At 57.3% G+C, this 21,357-nt stretch carries 19 protein-coding genes; 5 read left to right on the forward strand and 14 right to left on the reverse strand.

Annotated features, from left to right (window positions below):
• Positions 1–7 precede the first annotated feature (7 nt).
• Genes ACZ46I_RS06230 through ACZ46I_RS06240 form a run of 3 tightly spaced genes read right to left on the reverse strand, consistent with a single transcriptional unit; the run spans position 8 to position 2,956 of the window.
• Positions 8–775, reverse strand: a complete 768-nt coding sequence (locus tag ACZ46I_RS06230) for an ABC transporter ATP-binding protein (RefSeq protein WP_464281792.1) — start codon at positions 773–775, stop codon at positions 8–10.
• A complete protein-coding gene (locus tag ACZ46I_RS06235) occupies positions 772–1,845 on the reverse strand; it encodes a FecCD family ABC transporter permease (RefSeq protein WP_464281793.1) in 1,074 nt (357 codons plus the stop codon). The genes ACZ46I_RS06230 and ACZ46I_RS06235 overlap by 4 nt, the downstream gene beginning before the upstream one ends.
• Positions 1,846–1,852: 7 nt before the next feature.
• Complete coding sequence (locus ACZ46I_RS06240) at positions 1,853–2,956, reverse strand: iron ABC transporter substrate-binding protein (protein WP_464281794.1); 1,104 nt, start codon at positions 2,954–2,956, stop codon at positions 1,853–1,855.
• Between the two features lie 246 nt (positions 2,957–3,202).
• Here ACZ46I_RS06240 and ACZ46I_RS06245 point away from each other — a divergent pair, with 246 nt between their 5' ends.
• From ACZ46I_RS06245 to ACZ46I_RS06265, 5 genes are all read left to right on the forward strand, one after another.
• The gene (locus ACZ46I_RS06245; protein WP_464281795.1) at positions 3,203–5,518 is read left to right on the forward strand and encodes a glycosyltransferase; all 2,316 of its coding nucleotides are present in this window, start codon (positions 3,203–3,205) and stop codon (positions 5,516–5,518) included.
• A gap of 138 nt (positions 5,519–5,656) precedes the next feature.
• Complete coding sequence (locus ACZ46I_RS06250; protein WP_464281796.1) at positions 5,657–5,938, forward strand: hypothetical protein; 282 nt, start codon at positions 5,657–5,659, stop codon at positions 5,936–5,938.
• Positions 5,939–6,236: 298 nt separating this feature from the next.
• The gene (locus ACZ46I_RS06255) at positions 6,237–7,580 is read left to right on the forward strand and encodes a sigma-54-dependent transcriptional regulator (RefSeq protein WP_013506782.1); all 1,344 of its coding nucleotides are present in this window, start codon (positions 6,237–6,239) and stop codon (positions 7,578–7,580) included.
• A 194-nt stretch (positions 7,581–7,774) separates the two neighbouring features.
• Positions 7,775–9,268 (forward strand): ammonia-forming cytochrome c nitrite reductase subunit c552, encoded by a 1,494-nt coding sequence (locus ACZ46I_RS06260; protein WP_464281797.1) that lies wholly within the window; start codon positions 7,775–7,777, stop codon positions 9,266–9,268.
• Between the two features lie 55 nt (positions 9,269–9,323).
• The gene (locus ACZ46I_RS06265) at positions 9,324–9,791 is read left to right on the forward strand and encodes a NapC/NirT family cytochrome c (protein ID WP_464281798.1); all 468 of its coding nucleotides are present in this window, start codon (positions 9,324–9,326) and stop codon (positions 9,789–9,791) included.
• A 132-nt stretch (positions 9,792–9,923) separates the two neighbouring features.
• Here ACZ46I_RS06265 and ACZ46I_RS06270 read toward each other — a convergent pair whose 3' ends face one another.
• The 11 genes from ACZ46I_RS06270 to ACZ46I_RS06320 form a co-directional block, all read right to left on the reverse strand.
• The gene (locus ACZ46I_RS06270) at positions 9,924–10,304 is read right to left on the reverse strand and encodes a hypothetical protein (protein WP_464281799.1); all 381 of its coding nucleotides are present in this window, start codon (positions 10,302–10,304) and stop codon (positions 9,924–9,926) included.
• 116 nt (positions 10,305–10,420) lie between these two features.
• Positions 10,421–11,554: a 4Fe-4S binding protein gene (locus ACZ46I_RS06275; RefSeq protein ID WP_464281800.1), complete on the reverse strand. Its 1,134-nt coding sequence runs from the start codon at positions 11,552–11,554 to the stop codon at positions 10,421–10,423.
• Between the two features lie 12 nt (positions 11,555–11,566).
• Positions 11,567–12,232, reverse strand: coding sequence for a TorD/DmsD family molecular chaperone (locus tag ACZ46I_RS06280; protein ID WP_464281801.1), 666 nt, complete (start codon positions 12,230–12,232; stop codon positions 11,567–11,569).
• 133 nt (positions 12,233–12,365) lie between these two features.
• The gene (locus ACZ46I_RS06285) at positions 12,366–12,758 is read right to left on the reverse strand and encodes a hypothetical protein (RefSeq protein ID WP_464281802.1); all 393 of its coding nucleotides are present in this window, start codon (positions 12,756–12,758) and stop codon (positions 12,366–12,368) included.
• A gap of 9 nt (positions 12,759–12,767) precedes the next feature.
• Complete coding sequence (locus ACZ46I_RS06290; protein WP_464281803.1) at positions 12,768–13,229, reverse strand: hypothetical protein; 462 nt, start codon at positions 13,227–13,229, stop codon at positions 12,768–12,770.
• 39 nt (positions 13,230–13,268) lie between these two features.
• Positions 13,269–14,447 carry an NrfD/PsrC family molybdoenzyme membrane anchor subunit gene (gene nrfD, locus ACZ46I_RS06295; protein ID WP_464281804.1) on the reverse strand — a complete coding sequence of 393 codons (1,179 nt, stop codon included), beginning with the start codon at positions 14,445–14,447 and terminating at the stop codon, positions 13,269–13,271.
• Between the two features lie 21 nt (positions 14,448–14,468).
• Positions 14,469–15,221 carry a 4Fe-4S dicluster domain-containing protein gene (locus ACZ46I_RS06300; RefSeq protein ID WP_013506772.1) on the reverse strand — a complete coding sequence of 251 codons (753 nt, stop codon included), beginning with the start codon at positions 15,219–15,221 and terminating at the stop codon, positions 14,469–14,471.
• 221 nt (positions 15,222–15,442) lie between these two features.
• Positions 15,443–17,938, reverse strand: a complete 2,496-nt coding sequence (locus tag ACZ46I_RS06305; RefSeq protein ID WP_464281805.1) for a flagellin N-terminal helical domain-containing protein — start codon at positions 17,936–17,938, stop codon at positions 15,443–15,445.
• Positions 17,939–18,345: 407 nt separating this feature from the next.
• Positions 18,346–18,813 carry a hypothetical protein gene (locus ACZ46I_RS06310; RefSeq protein WP_464281806.1) on the reverse strand — a complete coding sequence of 156 codons (468 nt, stop codon included), beginning with the start codon at positions 18,811–18,813 and terminating at the stop codon, positions 18,346–18,348.
• Between the two features lie 274 nt (positions 18,814–19,087).
• A complete protein-coding gene (locus tag ACZ46I_RS06315) occupies positions 19,088–20,530 on the reverse strand; it encodes a protein adenylyltransferase SelO (RefSeq protein ID WP_464281807.1) in 1,443 nt (480 codons plus the stop codon).
• A 223-nt stretch (positions 20,531–20,753) separates the two neighbouring features.
• Positions 20,754–21,254, reverse strand: a complete 501-nt coding sequence (locus ACZ46I_RS06320; protein WP_013506769.1) for a 3'-5' exonuclease — start codon at positions 21,252–21,254, stop codon at positions 20,754–20,756.
• Positions 21,255–21,357 lie beyond the last annotated feature (103 nt).

Raw genomic sequence — 21,357 nt, forward strand, 5'->3', positions numbered from 1 at the left:
TACGAAGTTACTGTGGGCAGGTGGCACGTGGTACCACCAGACGGTAGCCGCTGTGCTCAAGAATATCCACCTCCACGCCGTAGACGGCCTGAACGATGGCGGGAGTGACGCCGCTGGCGGCGACATCGGCGTATATGCGGCCCGCTTTGACAAAGACAAAGCGGTCGGCAAAGCGCAGGGCGCTGTTGAGGTCGTGCATGGTCATGATGGCACTGACGGGGTGGCTGCGGGTGATGGCGCGGATGGTCTGCAGGATTTCAAACTGGTTTTTCAGGTCCAGGGAGCTGGTGGGCTCGTCCAGGAGCAGAATATGTGGTTCCTGCACAAGGGCACGGGCGATACAGACTTTCTGAAGCTCGCCGCCGCTCATCTCGTCGAGAAAGCGCAGGCTCAGCTCACCCAGGCCAATGCGCTGCAGGGCGGCTTCGACTTTCTGCAGGTCGTCGCGGGCGGGCCGCCAGCCCATGTGGGGGGTGCGGCCCAGCAGGACGGCATCGAAGGCGGTCATTCTGGCGCTTTCACCGCGCTGGGCCACGTAGCCGAAGTGGCGGGCGATGTCGCGGCTGCCCATGCGCAGGACATTTATGTCTTCAACGGTGATGGTGCCGCCCCGTGGTCGGTGCATGGCGTTGATGCAGCGCAGCAGAGTGGTTTTGCCAACGCCGTTGGGGCCGAGGACGGCCATGAGCTCGCCCTGGTGCAGCTCCAGGTCAATCTGCTGCAGCACGGCGTGTTGGCGGTAGTGGAAATCCAGATCCTTCACCTGCAGTTTCATCGGCGTTGCCTCCGGATAAGCAGGTAAATAAATGCCGGAGCACCGATAAAGGCGGTAAGCACGGAGACGGGGATCATGTGGGGTGCCATGACCAGGCGAGCCACGATATCGGCGGCCAGCAGCAGCGCGGCCCCGACCAGGCAGCTGGCGGGCATGAGAAAGCGGTGATCGTCGCCGATGAAGCGGCGTACGATGTGGGGGCTGATCAGGCCCACGAATCCGATGATACCCAGGAAGGCGACAATGACGGCGGTGATGGCCGAGCAGACGAGCATGCCCACTATACGCAGCCTTTCCACGTTTACGCCCAGGCCACGGGCGGTCTCATCTCCGGCATCGATGGCGTTGTACTGCCAGCGGTGCCAGATGAAGTAGAGGATTCCGGTGCCGACCACGGCCGCCATGATGGCCACTTCATTCCAGCCGGCCCTTCCCACGTCGCCAAAGGCCCAGAAGACGATGGCGGCCAGTTGAACGTCGTCGGCAAAGTACTGCAGGAACATGGTTCCGGCGGAAAACAGAGCCCCCAGCGCCACGCCAGCCAGTACCATCACTTCGGGTGTGGCTCCCCGCAGGCGGGCCAGAGCCACGATGACGAGGGAGGCTGCCAGGCAGAAGAAGAAGGCGCTGACGGTGATCGCCAGGGACTGGGAGGTTTTCAACATGGTCAGCGCCGGGCCGGAGGCTCCGGAGGCTCCCAGGGCCATGACCACCAGGGCTGCGCCGAAAGCGCCCGCCTGGGATATGCCCAGGGTGAAGGGGGAGCCCAGGGGGTTACGCAGAATGGACTGCATGGCGGCTCCGGCAGCGGCCAGTCCGGCTCCGGCCAGAATTGCCGCCAGGGCGTGGGGCAGGCGCATGTTCCACACGATGGCGTTATTGCGGACAGAGTCGCTGGTTCCCAGCAGGGTTCTGAAGACGTCTGCCACGGGTATTCTGGCTGGCCCCAGGCAGAGGGCGGCCAGGAGCAGCAGCAGGCTCAGCAGGGCGCAGATGAGAAGAAAGGTCCGCTTGTGCCTGAGGTAGGCGGTGTATTCAGGGGGAACGATGCCGTGGTGCAGGTGGGCCATGGGTGGCTCAGTTCCTGATGGGGATGGTCTGGAAAACCAGTCCGTCAAACTGCTGTTCCAGTTGACCGAAGACGGGTTTGCCTACCAGGAAGCGGTAGATGTCATCAGCCTTTGTGGCTGGGTCAACATCATGGAACGCTTGAGGGAAGAGCGCGCTGCCGATGTAGTAGGTGTTGGCCAGGATGGAGCCGAAGTTCTGGGTGTAGGAGTTGAAGGGCAGGACGCCACGAATGGTATTTTCCCGCACGGCAGTCAGGTTGGCGTAGGAGGGGTCGGTGCGCAGGGCGTGCAGGCCGTTGTTGGCGGGTTCCAGCATTGAGGTGGAGACATCCAGGAAGAGGCAGGCGGGGTCCCAGGCCAGAAGCTGCTCCTGGGAGACCACGGCATGGGCCGCCTGGGACTGGCGCGAGCCGCTGGCGGCCAGGTTGGTGATTCCCAGCAGTTCAAAGGGTGTGTAGGAGGGCATGGTGGACTGAAAGCCGCGTCCGCCGCGCATGGCGATTCCTCCCACATAGCAGGCGGGGATGGCGGAGGCATCGTGAGTGGCCATGCGTGTTTGCACGTCCTCCAGGGTCTGTTCGAAAAAGGCGATGACCTCTTCGGCCCGCTTCTGCTGGCCAACGATGCTGCCCATAAGGCGCAGGGAGGCGAAGAGGTCGGATTTGCCACTGGTGAGGTCGCCGTAGTTCAGGGTAATGACGGGGATGCCGGTTTTCTGCTGCAGCAGGATGGGGTTGTGCCCGGACTCGGGGGATGTCTTGAATATGACGTCAGGCAGCGGTTCCAGGGTGACAATGCGTTCGGGGTGATCGTGGCCGCGGAACTCGCCAAAGACGGGATAGGTGGCGAACTGGGGGTTGGCCATGGCGTAGGGGCGTGCGTCGGCATCGACTCCCCGCACTTCGATACTGTCAACGCCCACGATCATATGTTGTGCCTGCAGGTAGGTCAGCAGGCGCAGGCAGCCGGGGCCGGAGCAGATGACATGCCTGACTTCAGCGGGAATGCTGACCTGGCGCTGCATGGCATCGGTGATGGTGTGGTTTTGGGCGGCGTGTGCCAGGGGGGAAAGCAGCATGGTACAGAGGAGCAGGAGCAGCAATGGGCGCATGGACACGGGAACCTCCGCTGGTAATACGATTATTGGTTTCGTGTTACTGTATAGCAGCGACACTGTTTCCGGTCAAGGGATGAATGGCGAAATGGGCATGGGTTGGCAGGCTGTTCGGAGGGGAGTTTGCTGGCGCGTTGTTTTTTACAGAAAATTGACAGTTCCCTGACGTTTTTGCGGTTGCCTTGCGCCATGCTGACACCGGTTTCTGTTTGTGTTGAGCGAAAGCTCAGGAAGGTGTGCGCTATGGTTAAAGTCGATCTCCACCTGCACTCGGCGGCTTCCAGCCGTGGTGCGGGTTTTTTTTCCGAAAAACTGCAGATTCAGGAGAGCTATATCACCCCGCGCCAGGTGTACGATACCCTTTTTGAGCGGGGCATGAACCTCTTCACCATCACTGACCACGACAGCATTGACGGCTGCCTGGAGATTGCCCACCTGCCGGGTGCCTTTCTCAGCGAAGAGGTGACGGCCTATTTCCCTGAAGATCGCTGCAAGATTCACGTCATCGCTCTGGATATCAATGAGGAGATTCACCGCGAGATCCAGCGCCTGCGCTACAATGTTTATGAACTGGTGGACTACCTGCAGGGCCGCGAGGTGGAGTCCATACTGGCGCATCCGCTCTATGACATGGACGGCAAGCTGCGCCGTGAGCATATAGAACGCTGTCTGCTGCTGTTTGACAACTGGGAAATGATCAATGGCACCCGCTCGCGCCTCTCTTCCGGCCTGACGGAGGAGATCGTCGCCACGGTAGAGGGTCACGATCTGGAGTTGCTGGCCAACCGCTATGGCTTCAACCGCCGTCGACGGGAGCGCATTGCCTTTACCGGCGGCAGTGATGATCACGCCGGCATGGATATCGGCACCACCTATACCAGCTGTGAGGGCGAAACCCTGGCTGATCTCAAAGATGCCCTGCGGGCGGGAACCACGGAACCCCAGGGCAATCATGGCTCTCCCATGCGCCTGACCCATATGATCATGAGTATTGCCTACCAGTGGGGAAAGGCTCGCAGTGGATCCGAGGGGGTGCTGTTCGAGCACCTGCTGGGCATACAGAAGCCTTCGTTCCTGCAGCGGATGCTTGGCAGTCGCAAGGTGGAGGACTATATTGCCCGGATCGCGGGTATTCACCCTGGCGAGGAGTCCAGGCGCCATGAGATGATGCACAGCTTTTTCAAGAACTTCCTGCCCCACACGGTGCGTCAGTTTTCGGAAGTCCGCGATTTTGACTTCGAGAAGATCAGCTCCCTGGTAGGAAAAACCGTTCTTTCCAGCGTGCCCACGCTGTTTTATACCTCCACCTGCTGGCAGCGGGCTGTGGAAAAACGGCGTTCGCGGCAGATTGCCTGTGCCTTTGGTGTTGGCCGCAAGCACAGCGAGGGCAAGATCGCCTATTTCACCGATACGCTGAGGGAGATCAACGGCGTCGCTCTGACTTCACGCAAGCTGATGGCCATCGCCCGCGAAGAGAATTTCCACATGACCTTCATAACCGCGTACAGCGGTCAGGACAGTGATGAGTTCCACCGGAATTTCGAGCCCATTTTCTCCTTCGCGCTGCCGGAATATGAGGATCTGACCGTCAATATTCCCCACTTCCTGGAGATGCTGGAGTATGTGGATGCCGAGAACTTCGATGTGATCTACGCTGCCACGCCGGGGGTGGTGGGGCTCTATGCCTTTATTATCGCCAAAATCCTCAACATCCCCTATGTCACCACCTTTCATACGGATCTGCCGGCCTATATCCGCGACTATACCGGTGATCACCTCTTCACCCGCAACCTGTGGAGCGCCTTCGCCCTGCTCTTCAATAATTCAGCCCGGGTTCTGGCGCCTTCGCGCGAATACGGACGCATCCTCAAGGCCCATGGCGTAAAGAGAAAGCGCATCGAGGTCTTTTCGCGGGGCGTCAACCACGAGCGTTTCAACCCGGAATTCCGCGAGCCCTCTTTCTGGAGCCGCTTTGACCCGCAGTGCGATGGCAGGAAAATCGTGCTCTTTGTCGGTCGCATCGCGGTGGAGAAGAATATCGATATTTTCATGCAGGCCAGTCAGCTGCTGCAGAATCGCGATGATGTGCGCTTTGTGGTGGTGGGCGATGGCCCCTATCGTCGCGAGCTGGAGGCAAAATACGCTCACAATGTCCTGTTTGTGGGGTTTCTTGAGGGTCGCGATCTTTCGACGGCCTTTGCCTCGGCTGATATTTTCCTCTTCCCCAGCATGACGGAGACCTTTGGCAACGTCATCCTGGAGGCCCAGGCCAGTGGCCTGCCGGCCATTGTATCTGCGGAAGGGGCCACCAGGGAGAACCTCAGGCCCGGCAGTACCGGATTTGTCATCGAAGACAACAATCCCTTCTCCTATGCCGCGAAGGTGCAGGAGCTGCTGGAGAGCCCCGCCCTGCTGGCAAAGATGCGCCAGGAGGCTATCCGTCATATGGCCGATAAGGGGGAGCGGGATCTGCTCATTCAGATGATCGATCTGTTGTCCCTGGGAAAGGTCAGGCAGCGCAGGCCTATTGAGGGTGATGCCCTTGTGGTTTCATCGTGATTCTGCTCCTGATGGGGCTTGGGATAGTTCGCAGAAAAGTATTTTCTTTTCCTTGTATTCTGTTTCGCCAGCCAATATACTCTTTGGAAATTGTGTGCTGAGTTTTTTTGTTACACAAGTGACCGAAGGTGAATCCCGATGCCGTATTTCATTCTGGTTCTGGGGCTGCTGCAGATTGCGACTATTCTCTTTATGCGCTATGCCGGCAAGTGGCTGGTGCCACGCCCTTATGGTAAGGATATAACCGGTATAGCCCGCCACCCCGTGGTTTCACGCCTGCTGCTGTGGTCAAGTGCCCTGTTCAGCGTTTTTCTGATAGTGGTTGCCTTTCAGAGTACTGCCCACGGCTGGTGGTTCCTGGGTGGTTCCGCGGCCCTCTTTCTCCTCTTTACTCCTCCTCCCCACAGTTTCTTTCGCTGATCCGCGTTCTCTTCCCTCTCTGAGTTCTCCTTGTCTGTGTATTTCTGTTTTTGCGACGAAACCCCTGGAACAGCGTTCTGATTTCCCTGGTATGCGCCAGGGTTGTCCGGTAGTTTTTTAATCAGTGAGGTGGATTTTGCCATCTCCATGGTGGAGTGTCATTCGCCGCTATTTCAGTAACTGGCGCTGTTTTCGTTGGTTAAATAACTCTTGAATTCTTTTTCACGAGCGGTGATGTTTTGGAACGGTACTTGCAAATTACGAAAGCGAGCCCGCGTGGGCCGAGAAGGAGCCGCAGATGTCCTATGAAAATGCCAGCATTCTCATAGTCGAAGATGACCTGACCATAGGGGAACACCTGGTCGGTCATTACGGGAGTCTTTACAGTGTTGTCTGGTGCAGCGACATCGCGTCAGCCATCGAAACGGTGAGCTCCCACACCTTTGATCTGGTTCTGCTGGATATGCATCTGCCCGATGGTGAAGGAACCCAGGTGCTGCAGATATTGCCCGATGCGCCGGGAAGCCCCCAGGCAATTATCCTTACGGCCTTCCCCGAACATCAGATGGCTGTTCGCACCATCAAGATGGGAGCTCTGGACTATCTGGAAAAGCCCTTTGATCTGGATGACCTGGATCTGATCGTCGCCAAGGCTCTGCAGCAGAGCTATTCGCGCCAGAAGCTCGCCCTTGGCGATCGGCAGCGCGTTGATGCCCTGGACAGTATCAAGGGTGATTCTGATGCGGTGAACCATGTGAAAGAGCTCATCAGCACCATCGCCCAGTCGCCTGACACCACGGTGCTGATTACCGGCGAAACGGGAACGGGCAAGGAATTGGTGGCCCAGGCCATCCATGAACTGTCGGCGCGCCGCAGTCGCCCCATCGTGCGGGTCAACTGTGCCGCTCTGCCATCAAGTCTGATTGAGGCCGAGCTGTTCGGTTATGAGAAAGGCGCCTACACCGATGCCAAAAAGAGTCGCAAGGGCTACATCGAAATGGCTGCCGGTGGCACGCTCTTCCTGGACGAAATCGGTGAGCTGGGGCTTGAGGTGCAGTCGAAGCTGCTGCGCTTTCTGGAGGCCAAGACATTCACCAAAATCGGTGGCGAGCGGGAGATTCAGGTTGATGTGCGGGTGATTGCCGCCACTAACCGCGATATGGCCAGAATGCTTGAGGATAAATCGTTTCGGAGCGATCTTTACTATCGACTGAATGTGGTGCAGATCAATCTGCCGACCCTGCGGGAGCGCAGTGGAGATATCTCCACTTTGCTTCGGCACTACATTACTCACTACTGTCAGCGTATGGGGAGGCCTGTCCTGGAGCTTGGCGCCGAGATTCTGGCCGAGGCCACGGCCTATCACTGGCCTGGCAACGTGCGCGAGCTGCGGAATGTGGCTGAACGCACGGCTTTGCTGGGAACTTTCCCCAGTCTGCTGGGTGATGGACGAACGCACCAGATGCGTCAGCAAAATGGAGATTCCACTGAAGAGGCCTTTAAAACCCTCGCCGATGTGGAGAGGGAACTGATCATTGCCACGTACCACCGCCTGCAAAAGAACAAGACACGCACGGCGGAGGTTCTGGGGATAAATCGAGTCACTTTGCGCAAAAAACTGGAAGAGTATGGCGTGCAGTAGTGCGAGGAGGATTTATGCAAAGAACGACGGTGTTTTTGCTTATGGGTGTCCTGGTGGGCGCGTTTCTGATGACTATTGTCTCATACGCGGCCGCCACCGGATTTGTTCAATAAGAAGAATGCATTATGGAGGTGCCTCTGGAGAGATGTTCTTTTGCTTTCAAACTTGTTAATAACATGAAAAGGAGAGAAAAGATGCGTAAAACTCTTGCTGTGATCGCAGCGCTCTTTGTGGCTCTGGCCTTCGCCGGGAATGCCGCTGCTGTGAAAATTGATTTGGGTCCGGGGAACGACCAGTTCAAAAACCTGCCCCAGTACCAGTCTTACCTGAAGAACAATGATGACACTCAGATGACCGAGTATGGTGGATCTGTGCCCCATCGCAAGCACGATTGCGTCAATCCGCTGCCCAAGGGCTATGAGCATTGCCAGCCCTACCTGAAGAACCTGTGGCTCGGCTATCCCTTCAGCTACCAGTATGACCGTGCCCGCGGCCATACCTACGCCATCAAGGATATCTTTAAAATTGACCGCATCAACCGTTACAGCGAACAGGCCGGCCTGCCCGCCACCTGCTACAGCTGTAAGACCAACACCATTCCCACCCTCGTGGAAACCTATGGCGATGCTTTCTGGTCCATGAATTTCCACGATTTCCGTACATCACATGATTACGGCAAGCACTCCATCGGCTGTACCAATTGCCACGATGCCGACAACAACATGCAGCTGGTAATTACCCACCCTGCACTGATTGCAGCCCTTGAGCGCACTGGCAAGCCCTGGCAGGACGCTTCCCGCAATGAAATGCGCTCTCTGGTGTGCGCCCAGTGTCACGTTGAATACTACTTCGAAACCGGCGCCCATGGTGTAGCTGCCAAGCCTCACCTGCCTTGGGATCTGGGTATGGACCCTGGCGACATGTACGAGCTTCTGGGCAACGGCATTCCCGAGCGTGATGGCTTTAAAGGCCAGTTCGCTGACTGGACCCATGCCGTATCCAAGACACCTATGATCAAGGTTCAACACCCTGAATACGAAATGTTCTATGACTCTGTTCACGGCGCTGCCGGCGTTTCCTGTGCCGACTGCCACATGCCTCGCATGAAGCAGGGAGCCGTGACTATCACCTCTCACCACTGGACTTCGCCACTGAAAAATGACGAGATGATCCGCGTTTCCTGCCTTGGTTGCCACGACGACAAGTCTACCGGATACCTGCGTGAGCGCGTGATTTTCCATCAGGAGAAGACCTGGAACCAGCTGCTGATCGCCCAGGAGAAATCCGTACGCGCCCACGAAGCTGTCCGTCTGGCCATGGAGTTCAACGGAGTGGATGAGAAGCTGCTGGCTGAAGCCCGTGAGATGGTTCGTAAAGGTCAGTGGTTCTGGGACTTCGTCTCCGCCGAGAACAGTGCTGGCTTCCACAACCCCACCAAGGCCCTTGATACACTGGCCTCTTCACAGCAGTTCAGTGACAAAGCGGTACAGCTGGCCATGCAGGCCACTGGCTACGCCATCGCACCCAAGCTGGAAGGACCTATCGAGAAGCTGGTTCCCCCCATCATGGAGCACAGCCGCAAGCTGCAGCAGAGCCAGGAGCACCTGAACTCTCACAAGTGGCTGCAGTACCTGCCCAAGCTGCCTGAGGCCGAACTGGTCTGGGATGAACAGAAGAAGCTGCGCTGATTGCATCTGGTGAACTGCTAACTGAACAACGATAACCTTCTCACAAGGAGTGCTCATGAAAAACCTCAGCCCCAAAGCATGGATAATAGTGGGAGTTGTTGCCCTCTTTATCATCGTGGGCGGGACAGTGAGCGTGGCCAACAAAACTTCATCTGACAGCTTCTGCATCAGATGCCACGCTTATGAAAAGGTATCCTGGGACCATGGGGATCACCCCGATGTGGGATGCATAGCATGTCATACCAAGGGCATGATGACGGATAAGGTCAAAGGTATCCAGAAAGTGTATCTCACGTCCACCGGCCAGGTTAACCCGCATAACGATCTGCTTCCCAGCTACAAGGAAGCCATTACGGAAAACTGCATCGGCTGTCACCTGAGCCGTGAGCAGCGCTCTCAGCGGCCCATCTTCAGCGCTCGTCACGACGAGTACATGAAGTACCAGGCCACCTGCATGGGCTGCCATGACCCAGGGCACGTGAAGAGCATGCAGAACCAACGCTTTGCCGCCTCACGACGCTAACGCCATAGCGACCTCCTGATACTGCTCCCCTGTGGAAAGTACGCCTCCACAGGGGAGGCTTTTTCCAAAAAGAAAGGCCCCCGCTGTAAATCAGCGGGGGCCTTTTTCCGTAGTCAGCGTTTCGTGTCCAGCTTACTTGGAGAAAGTGTGCAGCTTCACGCGCTCCATGTTCCAGTCAGCAGGCTTGGCTGCAGGAGCTCCGGAGTGGCAGCCGGCACAGGCAGGCATGGCACCGAGAGCCGCTACGCTTCCACCCTTGAGGCTGGCAGCGGCGGTTGTCGCGTCTTTGAGCTTGCCAGCGTCATGGCAGTTGTTACAGGACTTCAGGCCCATGTGCATGGGGTTGGTCATCTTCTGGGTTACGCCTTCAAACTGGATGGGGTGAGCTTTTCCGCCTTGCAGGGCAGCTTCAGGCAGTCCGGCATGGCAGGCGTTACAGGCGGGTGTCTGGGCGTGGGCGCTTACGAGAGCAAGCACAAACACTGACATGAGCAAAAGCAGAGTTTTCTTCATAATGATCTCCTTAAGTAAGAATTCTAACCTGAAAAAATAGTATAAAACGCAGAGGTTGTAAAACCCCATTTTATTGTGAAGTGGAGTTTACAGGCCCTAAGGTCAATGGGGAGGCTTCATTGGGTGTCTGAACAATTTTTCAGGTCCGCAAGAAGGCGTTGCTGGTTCTTTGCCATGGTCTGACAAACCGGGCAGAGTAGTCCGTTTGTTTCTGGATTTTTCACAAACAGATCGTCGCAGCTCTCACAGGCTGCTGTGGCAAACTGGCACAGATCGCGGGTTCCACTGAAAAACTCCCCACAGGTGATGGACTGCAGGGTGAGCAGTTTGCCGGGGCACAGGGCGCAACGCTTGCAGGCGATGCACAGCGTGGGGTCAAAGCGCAGCGAACGCTGATTTTCTGAGTCCAGCCAGTACAGGGCCCTGGTCGGGCAGAGGCGGGTGCACACTTCGCACAGGGTGCACTCACCACCCCTTTCCATGCGTATCTGGCCAAAGGAGTGTCCTGGCAGCACCGTGGCTGAGGAGAGAGGGAAAGGGGTGCGGGAGAGGTACGCAAGCAGCAGTTGCCGCTTGTGGCAGCTGCTTTCACATGTGTCTGGCGCACTGTTCGCAGGAGCTGATGGCGCAATATGAGGTTCGCCGCTTCGGAAGAAGCGCAGCAATGAACGCCTGCTGAGGCCGCTGCCTGAAGAAGGGGGAGCGCCCTTCCCTGTTCGGTCTTTGCTGCTGACCTGCTGGAGCTCAATATCAACGGGGATACGCCAGAAAGCCGACTCCTCCTGCAGGGCAGAGATATGCGAAGGCAGTCCGCCATCGCCATTACACGGGCAGCGCGTACAGTCAGCCGTCAGAATCCGCATTGAAGCGGACTCGCCAGGTGATTCTGCGGCCCTCTGGGCCAGCAGGGAGATATCCACAATCCGCGCGCAGGGAATGCGGATATGCTCCTGCCCGGCGCTTTGCCGGAAACAGCCCAGGGCAAAGTATGGTTTTTCTGTGATATGTCCAGAGATACCGGCATACGGGTGCTGGCGCAGATTGACTGCCAGTACGGGGCACGCGGCCACACAGGCACCGCAGAGGGTGCACCGGTCATGGTCGATGTCAATGCTGGCACCCTGCTGCTGCAGGGCGCCAAAGGGGCAGGCTTCCACGCATCCTGAACAGACAGGGTGTGGCAGCTTGTGATTGAGGCACAGCTGGTGGAAAAAGAGTAGCCGGTCGTCAGTGGTGGCAGGTGATTTCATGATTCTTGAGCGTTACGGCTGGGGCTGCTGATAATCATTGATAATATCGCTCAGGACGACCTGATCTTCCGTAACCATCCCCTGGAGAAGCTGGCAGAACAGGCGGAAAAACTCTTCCTGGGTCTGCTGAACCGCACGCTGGCAAAGGGGGGACACCCAGGGATAGACGAACTGGCGCAGAAACTCCAGCTGTGTCGTGGCATTGGCCAGGGCAGTCGCGATCTCACCTGCTTCGCGGGCCTGTTCTTCACGCACCGCCAGGGAGTAAAGAAATTCCAGCTCTATGCTGATATGGTCGGGCAGCCACTGAATATCTTCGTGGGGCGTCAGCTCATGCTGTTCATACACCTCAAAGACCATCTGGGTCGAGGGGCCGTCAAAGCCCCCGTCTATCCACCAGGAGCCAAAGAGGGGGATAGGCTCCTCCTGGCCGCCGAAGAAGAGGCGGAAGTGCTCCTTGATGATCGCTTCGCTGAATGCTGGCGTCTGATTGATCTGGGAGGCCATTTCGGTGGCAAGCGCCCCAAGCTGTGGCAGTCCGATGTAATCAAAAGCTTCGGCCAGGGTTTCGGTTTCCCAGTCATCGGGCAGCTGCTGCTCGGCAAAGGCGATGAACTTTTCGGAAAACCAGGTGTATATGTAAGCTCGGGCTTCGGAACGATTATCGTGTTTTTGCACAGTGTTCTCCTGGTTCCACGGAGGAATTTGTCGGCAGGTTCAGCCTAGCATAGCCATGGATTTTGCCCCATGGCAAGAAAAAACCCCCAATGCGTCTTGGGGGTTTTTCTTGTTCAGGCTTCTGCGGTGCTGCTTAGTTATCTCTTTTGAAGATATGCAGCCGCAGGTTCTTCGAATCAGCCCAGGTGCCGTAGTAACCGGCAAAGCCGTTTTCGTTGTGGCAGCCGATGCAGTTCGGACGTGAACCCAGTGCCTCTATGCTGCCGCCCAGCAGGCTGGCGCCAGGGGACGATGATTCGCCGAGCCGCTGGACGTCGTGGCAGGAGCTGCAGTTTTTGAGGCCCCCATGCATCTGGTTTGTCATGCGGTTGTGCAGGCCCTCGTACTGAATGGGGTGGGCCTTGCCGCCAGCGAGTTTGTCAGCCGAAATATTGATATGGCACGCGTTGCATGCAAGTGGCGCGGCGTAAGCGTTTACACCGGCAAACACGCAAAGCACCATAAGGGTATAGAGTACTTTTTTCATGCTTTCTCCTTACTGCGCACGCTTGAAGGTATGGGGACGAAGCTTTTCTGAAGTCCAGTCACCCCAGTATCCACCAAATCCGCCTTCGCCGTGGCAGCCGACGCAGGAGGCCGCCAGGCTTTTGATGGAGCCACCGGTAAGGGACTCGGACGCGGTTTCGGCGTTGTGGATATTGGTATGGCAGACCACGCAGGAGGTGAAGCCAAAGTTGCCGTGAATGTGCCCTTGCGCTTCCTGTGTTTCAATGCCCTGTCGCTGGAGCTCGTGGATACGTGGTCCATAGGGGGGCAGCTCGGGGGGCCAGCCAGTCTGGTGGCATGAGCTGCATGCCTGCATGGCGACAAACTCATCGGGGTGAGCTTTGACTTTATAGGGTCCGTCTCCGCGGTACTTGACGATAGCGCTGGCACTGCTGAAGGCCATCAGAATGAACGCCACAGAGAGCAGCAGCGGAATCAGTTTCTTTATCATGGGAGTGCTTCCTTTCTGCAATTGTTTCCTTCGTTTCACTCAGTGTCCGGCTTCATCGAGGGCGTCGGATACCATATCCTCAAACTCCTCGAACTGGAAGAAGTAGGCACCAACCAGGTAGATCAGTCCGAACATGCCGAACAGGCCGGCAAAGAACATGATCTCCAGCATATTGGCGCTGTAGGTTCCCAGTGGCTGACCGAAGGGGGTCTGCAGCTGGCCGATGATAACCAGGTTGACACGTGCCATGACCAGACCCGCGATAACCATGATCGCGGCAATCAGGATGCCGAAGTGAGTGCGGGTTCCCTTGTACAGCAGAATGAAGATCGGGATGATCAGTCCGATAAGCACTTCGCCAATCCAGAAGCGAGCAGCGTATTCGCCGTAGAGAATCCAGTGCAGCTCGGGCTTGTCGGCATAGATACCGGAAGCGTTTTTCCAGAAGACAAAGAACAGCAGGGCGCACACGGCATAGCCGAAGACCTTGCCCATGTCGAGGATGAGCTCATGCATGCGCTGAGACATCTTGCGGTTCTTGGACTTGTAGCTGATGATCAGGATGATGCTCAGGGAAGCCAGTCCGGATACAAAAGCCGACATGATAAAGTAGATGGGCATGTAGGGGCCGAACCACAGAGGCTTGGCGTAGATCATGCCCAGCAGGGCGCCCAGACAGCCGTGGGCGATGACCGCTGAGATAAAGCCCAGGGTTCCCCAGAACTGGGTGGCCTTCAGGTTGCCGCGGATAATGAAGATCAGCTCCATGAGCAGCAGGAAGAAGTACAGACCATAGAACACGCCCATCCAGAACATGGGAGACGCAGGGTTGGGCGAAATGGCGTAATTGTACATCATCCAGGGGCGGCCGATATCCAGGAAGATAGCGGTCATGCCCACGGCCAGGAAGACCAGCGAGGCGAAAACGGCCCGCTTGGCGATCAGCTCGTATTTTTCAATGCCGAACACCGCGCCGAAGGCGGAGATAAAGCACAGGCCCGTACTGGTTACTACGAAGAAGATGTAAGCGGAAACAAAGATGTTCCAGGGCACCGGATCACTGGTGGCCAGCGTGTGCTGACCCTGGAAGAAAATGTACACGGCGGAATACGCGAGAATAAGGCCCAGGGCGCCGGAAACCAGAACCCAGAACCAGGTTCCCATGGTTGGCTTGAGGGGGCCGAAGTTGATCTTTTGAGCTTGAATATTCAGTGACATTGTGTATAGCCTCCTCTGCCCTTAACTTTTATCGCCATTGAAGCGTGTCTGCGTGTTGTACGGGAAGGCGAAGTAGACTTTCGGTTTCGTCTTCTGATCCGGCAACAGGGTGATGGCGTTGCGCTTCCTGATCATCTGGCTGATTTCACTGTCGGGGTCGTCCAGGTTGCCGAAGTAACGGATGCCAACCGGGCACGCCTCAATACAGGCAGGTTTCTGGTCGCGATCGGAGCGGTGGTCACAGAAGGAACACTTTTCCACCACGTGACGGGGGCGGGGCTTGACTTCGGGGTTGAGGTTGTACTGCGCCTGATCGCCGGGGAACGGACGGTACTTGTTGAAGGTGCGCACACCGTAGGGGCAGGCTGTCATGCAGTATTTGCAGCCCATGCACTTGCTGTCATCCTGCATGACTATGCCATCCTTGTCGCGGCGATAGGTTGCAGTGATGGGGCATACCAGGACGCAGGGCGGGCGGTCACAGTGCTGGCAGGCCATGGAGAGGTACGTGCCCTCGGGTTCGATGGGAAGAATCTTGGTGCGGCTCACCTTGGGCCCCACGTTGTTCTCCTTGTTACAGGCAACAGTACACATGTTGCAGCCAACACAGCCGTTGACATCGATGAACATGCCCAATCGCTTCTTGCCACTCTGTCCACTGGATGACGCCTCAGCGGTGCTCACCAGTAACTTGGTAGTCACATGGCTTCCCGCTCCCATGCCGGCAAGAATGCCAGCAGCGGCAGTGGCCCTTAGAAAAGTACGCCTTTTCATAGGTTTCAGACCTCCTGAAATAATTTCTCTCTTCATAGGAAAATACTATAATTCACAAGCTGCGACAATAACAGGAATTGCTATTGATCAGCACCTTTCATCATAACTTTTTTCCCTGGGGTTTGTATACTGTATTCTGAAAAATACGCTGGCCCGGAGACCAGCGTAAACATACGTGCTTTTTTTTTCAAGGGATGGAAATAAAACATATGGCAATTTCTTCATGCGTTGCGCAGCAGGCTCATGACCCCGTCGGGCAGCATATTGGCCTTGCCCAGCATGATGGTCGCCGACTCGGTAAGCATCTGACTGCGCACCAGGTTGCTGATCTCCTTGGCCACATTCACATCGCGGATGCGGCTTTCGGCGGCCTGCATGCTCTCGTGGGCCACGGCCAGGCTGTTGATGGTGTGATCCATGCGATTGGCCACCGCCCCCATTTTCCCCCGCGCTTCCGAAACCATGCCGATGGCCCGGTCAATGCGGGCAATGGCCTCGTTGGCCAGCCCCGTATCCAGCACCATGAGGTTTTCCAGTTCCAGGGCCCGCGAATCCATCCGCCCGATGGGCATGTTGATGCTCTGCCCCGGATTGGCGCCGACCTGGAATGAGGGGGAATTGTCCACCACGTGCAGGGTGAATGGTGATGGGGTGGCCTGGCTGGTGAAGTCGTAACGGGCGCGGCTGTCGTTGAAGCTGGTGTCGATGCCCACATTGCCCTTGACGGCGATATCCATGCCGGGAATCAGGTCGCGCAGCATGGAGCCGCTCACCTCGCCAAATCCCACCGCGCGGCCCGAATGGGCTTCGCTGACCCGCACCATGTAGCGATTCTCCTCCGGATTTTGCAGGGTGGCCAGGTTGAAGCCACCAATCACCGCATCCTCGCCCGCCAGGCCGATGCGCCCCTGGGCTCCGTTGATCAGGGAGCGAAACAGCATGGTTCCCTCCACCGCCGCGTGGGTGCTGTCCAGGCCAGATCCTTTGGCGATGAAATCCACCGCATGGTTGTCCACACTGCTGATTCCCGTACCCATGCCAAGGCCGTTTGTAATGGCCGTGGTGAACTTGCGCTCCACATCGGCGAGGGTGTCACTGCCCTGCAGGGTTACGTTCACCTGGCGATCATTGCCGTAGAGGGTCAGCTGCTGGGGGGCCAGAAAGACGCTGAGGCCGTCGGAAGTCAAAAAGGCGTCAATGTCCTCCAGACGGGTGTAAGCTGAAGCCAGGCCACTGGTTCCACGCACTTCCGCCAGAATGGAGCTGTCCGCTTTGGTGCCCGTGCTGTCAGCCCGTATGTCCAGGGTGATGGAACCGATGCTCACCGAGCCCGTGGAGCTTTCCAGCTGGGCCAGGTGGTAGGTGATCTGCTGGTTGCCATCGGTAAGCTGCATATTCTGAATGCCGCTGCTCTGGGTTTCGATGTAGTAGGCTCCCCGGTAGTCCACCACCGAAGCCGTGCCCACATCGTTGGAGAAGCGTTCGTCAATCTTGATGGCCCCGGCGCCCATGGACATGCTGCCCACGTCAGCCGCTGCAACGGCGGCGTTGATGGAGAAGAGGGCTTTGTCCCCCTGCTTCACATTGCCGGTGACGCTCAGGCTGGCGCCACCGCCAAAAACGGCAGCGCCGTCAAAGGTCTGGGCACCGGACCCCGCCAGGTTCAGCTCACCCGCTACCAGATCCACACTGGCCCAGGCACCCGCTTCGCCGGTCTTCACATCAATAAAGCGCACACTGGCCAGGCCGGTGACATCGGGATTGCTGTCCACATCCACGTCGTCGTCAAAGCGCAGCTCCAGGTAGCCGTGGCGGCCCGCCACAATGCCGCCGAAACTGACAATATTGGTCTGCTGGTTGGCGGTGGCAGCATCCTGCCCGCCCCCGGCGGTGATGGCCCAATTGGAACCCGCCTGCTGGTAGACTCCCATAAATCCAACATTGGCCGCCGTGATGCTGATGGTGCTGTTGCCTTCAATGGTCGTATTGGCCACATCGTAGCTGGTGACATTGATATGGTAGGTGCGCTCGTCCAGGGAGCCGGTGCGCACTCCTTCGGCAGCGTAAATACCCGCAATGCCCGAAGAGTTGGTACTGGCGGTGAGGGCAACTCCGTTCCCCGTGAGAAGATCCCCCGCGAAAGCGCCATCGCGCAGGGTCATGATATTGGAGCGCAGCACCTGGTTCTTGCCTGCTTTGGCGCTCACATCCAGCTGGTAGGTGCCCGACTGCACCCGGTCGCGGATGATGGCTTCCAGGCTGCCGGGGTCAGAGACCGACCAGCGGGCTGCCGCGTCACCACTGAGGAGCTTTTTCGTATTGAACTCAGTGGAACTGGCCACCCGGTCGATCTCCTGGCGCAGCTGGTCGATCTCCCGCTGCACATGCAAGCGGTCACTGGGCGTGTAGGTGTCATTGGCCGCCTGCACCGCCAGCTCGCGCATGCGCTGCAGAATGCCCGCGGTCTCATTGAGCGCGCCGTCAGCCGTCTGAACCAGGGACATGCCGTCCTGGGCATTGGCCATGGCGCGATCCACGCCCCGGATCTGGCCGCGCATCTTCTCGGAAATGGCCAGGCCTGAAGCGTCATCGGAGCCCCGATTGATGCGCATTCCCGAGGCCAGTTTTTCAATGGTCGAAGAGAGCTGCTGGGAGTGAAAACGCAGGGAATTCTGCGAATTCAGCGATGGAATATTGGTGTTGATGTAGCTGGACATGAAATCCTCCATGATAGCTGCGCTGACACCTTGCGAAAAATCCGGTTGCCGTGGCAATCGCGGCACGGTACCCCAGAGCACAGGGAGCCGTCAGCTCCTGGCCTTGCAGACGCCTTGCGCCGGGACATGTGCGTGCACAGCGGTCATCGGATATTTTCAGCGGGCTGCTTATGGAGAAACGGAGTTCAGGAGAAAAGAGAGGGGGAGATCTGCCACGCCATGGAGGATATCCCGCAATCATCTTTTCCTGTCAGCCGAGCCTCAGCAGAAGCCGTCAGCCTTGTTTGCGGAGCTTTCCCTGTGGCCCTGCAGCCACTGCTCCAAAAAAAACAGGAATTCTGCGACATGGTATCCTCCGTGATGGCGTGCCACCGGCACGCAATTCCAATCCATGGAATAGTGAGAAATTACAAAACGCGCATGCCTGTGGTGTTACCTCCTTGTATTGCGCCTGTGCCATGAATTTCCACTCTTTGGAAAGCACAGAAATCGTTGTCAAAGCCGTCCGGAATGGACATGAAAGAAAAGAAACTTCCCTGCGTCGAGAGGACCCCTTCCGTGGTCGTACAGTCGTAAATATAAAAACGGTTTTTTGAAATATCAAGCCATTTTTTCATCAGCGGTTGTGGCGCTCTCTTCAAGGGGCTCGCAGAGCCTTTCGGAAGAAAATACCAGGCAACACGGCAAATCAGGGTTTCCCGCAGAATATCAACAGGCTGCTGAAAAACCCCATCTGCGTGGATATTACCCTTTTTGACCGCGCAAAAAGGGCACAAAAACGCGCCCCCCGAACGCCCGTTTTTCCGGCTCGCCTGCTCGCCTGTTCTGGAGATCCGACAGACACTGCATCCCTGCAGTGCTGCCGGACCACTCACTTCCTGTGAGTGTCCTGTTCAGGTCTTGCCAGCCAGGCGTCGCACTCACCGGACGGGCTCAGGGGGGAACGGCTTGCTTCTGTCTCTCCCCCGTGTTCTTTCCCTGCCAGGACGCACCGACTGTCAGGCTGCTGAAAAGCCTCATCTGCGGTGTTGCTCGCCTTCGCTCGTCATTGCAACGTACGGGGAGTACGCTTCATTCCGCGCTCCGCGAGCGCCTTGCTCCTGAGCATTTTTTAATTGCCTGCGCATTTTGAAGTATTTCAGCAAGCTGTTAAGTGCCGCAAAAAGTCTGATATACCCTTTCCTGCGGGCTGGGCAGCTGTTGATACTCCCGGTCCTGATCGGCCACAGAGTAGGGTGACTTCACCACGGCAAGCAGCCGATGCACCAGGCTCATATCCCCTTCCGCCTCAGCCAGCTTCAAGGCCTGCTCCACCCGGTGGTTGCGGGGAATGACCGCAGGGTTGCTCAGGGACAGAATGTGGGCGCTCTCCCCGCGCTTCAGTGCGGCCCTTTCAATCCTCTGCTCTCGCTTGCCCAGCCACTGCTGCACCGCCTGCGCTTGAAAAAATTCCCTATCCCGCTCTTCCTCGTTCCCCAGGGCAAAAAAGCTGTTGGTAAAATCCTGTTCATGTTTTTCCAACAGCTGCAGCCACTGGCCAATCAGCTGGGCGTCGTCACTTTCGGGAGTCTCCCAGCCCAGTTTGCGGCACATTCCCCCCAGCCACTGCTCATGGAGCTCGCCAGGAAAACCGGCCAGCGTCTGCGTCGCCATTTCTGCCGCCCTGCCGCCATCGGCATCAATCAGGGGTAATAGCGTTTCCGCGAAGCGGGTAAGGTTCCAGTGGGCAATGGTGCCCTGATGGGAGTAGCGATAGCGTCCCTGCCGATCGATGGAGCTGAAAACCGTATCGGGCTGGTAAACATCCAGAAAGGCGCAGGGGCCATAGTCAATGGTCTCGCCGCTGATGGCCATATTGTCCGTATTCATCACCCCATGGATAAAGCCCAGCAACAGCCAGCGGGCAACCAGCGCAGCCTGTTGATCCTGGACCCACTGCAAAAAGGCCAGTGGAGGGCACTCGGACTCGACACACTGGGGCGCCAGCCGCTGCACACTGTAGTCAAACAAGGCCCTGAGAGCCTCAATATCTCCCTGGGCCAGGGCAAACTGAAACGTGCCCACGCGAATATGGCACCTGGCAACACGGGTCAGAATCGCCCCCGGCAACACCTCTTCCCGATACACCGGCTCACCCGATGCCACCACCGCCAAACCGCGCGTCGTAGGTACCCCAAGCGCCGCCATGGCTTCGCTGATAATATACTCCCTGAGCACAGGCCCAAGCGCAGCCCGCCCATCACCATTGCGGGAATAGCGGGTCCGCCCCGAACCCTTCAGCTGAATATCCCACCGCCGCCCCTGCATATCCTCATATTCACCCAGAAGATGAGCGCGGCCATCACCCAGATGGGTGAAGTGACCAAATTGATGACCACTATAGGCCTGGGACAGCGGCTGACTTCCCGGGAAAAGTCGGTTGCCACTGAAAAACTGCGCTTTCTGCAAAGCATCAAGCCCGGTAAAATCCATATTCAAGGCCTGTGCAAGCTCGTCATTCCATAACAAAAGCTCAGGGCTGGTCACGGGAGTCGGTGCAAGGCTCTGGTAAAACATCCCCGGTAATTGCGCGTAGCTTTGTGAGAGTTGCATGGCAGAAGACCTTTCGGGGTGGTGAGTGTGGTGAGGAAAAATAACAGCTTTTTGGAGCATCATACCCTTACCCCGTTCAGGCTGCCAGCGAATGCCGAATCTGGCAGCCCTGTATGCGGCTCAGGCAAAGGTGCGCAGGTTGCAGGCCGACTCATCAGAGGCCATCAGATACCAGGTCTTCCTGCGCTGAAGGGCGTGATAGCTGGCTTTTTCCCGCCATGGTTTACCTCTCCTGGTATAACTCCAGAATAATGCGCGCCGCCGCTTGGGCATCGCTGAGGGCGTCGTGGTGGTTCAATGGTATGCCGAAGTGCTTGCAAAGCGTGTTGAGTTTGTGGTTGACCAGCTGGGGGAGTAGCTTTTTCGCCATACGGCATGAGCAGACAGCGTCGGGAATATTGGCGGCAATGCCACTGGAACGCAGGCAGTGCTGCAGGACGCTCATGTCAAAGGAAGTGTTGTGGGCCACCAACAATGGAGCAGAAACAATATCCGCGGCAATCTCCGGCCACAGCTCACCAAATACCGGTGCACCAGCCACATCCGCAGCAGTCAGGCCGTGAACAGCCGTGTTGAAGGACGCAAAGCGCATGGGTTCCGGGCGAATCAGGCGCGCATACTGTCGCACGATCTGCCGATTCTCCACTACCACAACCCCGATGGCACAGGCGCTCGTGCGTTGTTCATTGGCGGTCTCAAAGTCGATGGCGGTGAAGTTCTGCATGCTGAATGCTCCTGTATTCTGCGTTATTGATTGCAGTCTACCATCGCATGAGGGACATGGAATGAGCAACCTTCTGCCATATGCTCCTCACAATACAGGCAGA

The sequence above is a fragment of the Desulfurispirillum alkaliphilum genome (assembly GCF_055378285.1).

Coding starts and splice junctions, on each gene's coding strand:
- ACZ46I_RS06230 (WP_464281792.1), bottom strand. CDS start 775: ATGAAACTGCAGGTGAAGGATCTGGATTTCCACTACCGCCAACACGCC.
- ACZ46I_RS06235 (WP_464281793.1), bottom strand. CDS start 1,845: ATGGCCCACCTGCACCACGGCATCGTTCCCCCTGAATACACCGCCTAC.
- ACZ46I_RS06240 (WP_464281794.1), bottom strand. CDS start 2,956: ATGCGCCCATTGCTGCTCCTGCTCCTCTGTACCATGCTGCTTTCCCCC.
- ACZ46I_RS06245 (WP_464281795.1), top strand. CDS start 3,203: ATGGTTAAAGTCGATCTCCACCTGCACTCGGCGGCTTCCAGCCGTGGT.
- ACZ46I_RS06250 (WP_464281796.1), top strand. CDS start 5,657: ATGCCGTATTTCATTCTGGTTCTGGGGCTGCTGCAGATTGCGACTATT.
- ACZ46I_RS06255 (WP_013506782.1), top strand. CDS start 6,237: ATGTCCTATGAAAATGCCAGCATTCTCATAGTCGAAGATGACCTGACC.
- ACZ46I_RS06260 (WP_464281797.1), top strand. CDS start 7,775: ATGCGTAAAACTCTTGCTGTGATCGCAGCGCTCTTTGTGGCTCTGGCC.
- ACZ46I_RS06265 (WP_464281798.1), top strand. CDS start 9,324: ATGAAAAACCTCAGCCCCAAAGCATGGATAATAGTGGGAGTTGTTGCC.
- ACZ46I_RS06270 (WP_464281799.1), bottom strand. CDS start 10,304: ATGAAGAAAACTCTGCTTTTGCTCATGTCAGTGTTTGTGCTTGCTCTC.
- ACZ46I_RS06275 (WP_464281800.1), bottom strand. CDS start 11,554: ATGAAATCACCTGCCACCACTGACGACCGGCTACTCTTTTTCCACCAG.
- ACZ46I_RS06285 (WP_464281802.1), bottom strand. CDS start 12,758: ATGAAAAAAGTACTCTATACCCTTATGGTGCTTTGCGTGTTTGCCGGT.
- ACZ46I_RS06290 (WP_464281803.1), bottom strand. CDS start 13,229: ATGATAAAGAAACTGATTCCGCTGCTGCTCTCTGTGGCGTTCATTCTG.
- nrfD (WP_464281804.1), bottom strand. CDS start 14,447: ATGTCACTGAATATTCAAGCTCAAAAGATCAACTTCGGCCCCCTCAAG.
- ACZ46I_RS06300 (WP_013506772.1), bottom strand. CDS start 15,221: ATGAAAAGGCGTACTTTTCTAAGGGCCACTGCCGCTGCTGGCATTCTT.
- ACZ46I_RS06305 (WP_464281805.1), bottom strand. CDS start 17,938: ATGTCCAGCTACATCAACACCAATATTCCATCGCTGAATTCGCAGAAT.
- ACZ46I_RS06315 (WP_464281807.1), bottom strand. CDS start 20,530: ATGCAACTCTCACAAAGCTACGCGCAATTACCGGGGATGTTTTACCAG.
- ACZ46I_RS06320 (WP_013506769.1), bottom strand. CDS start 21,254: ATGCAGAACTTCACCGCCATCGACTTTGAGACCGCCAATGAACAACGC.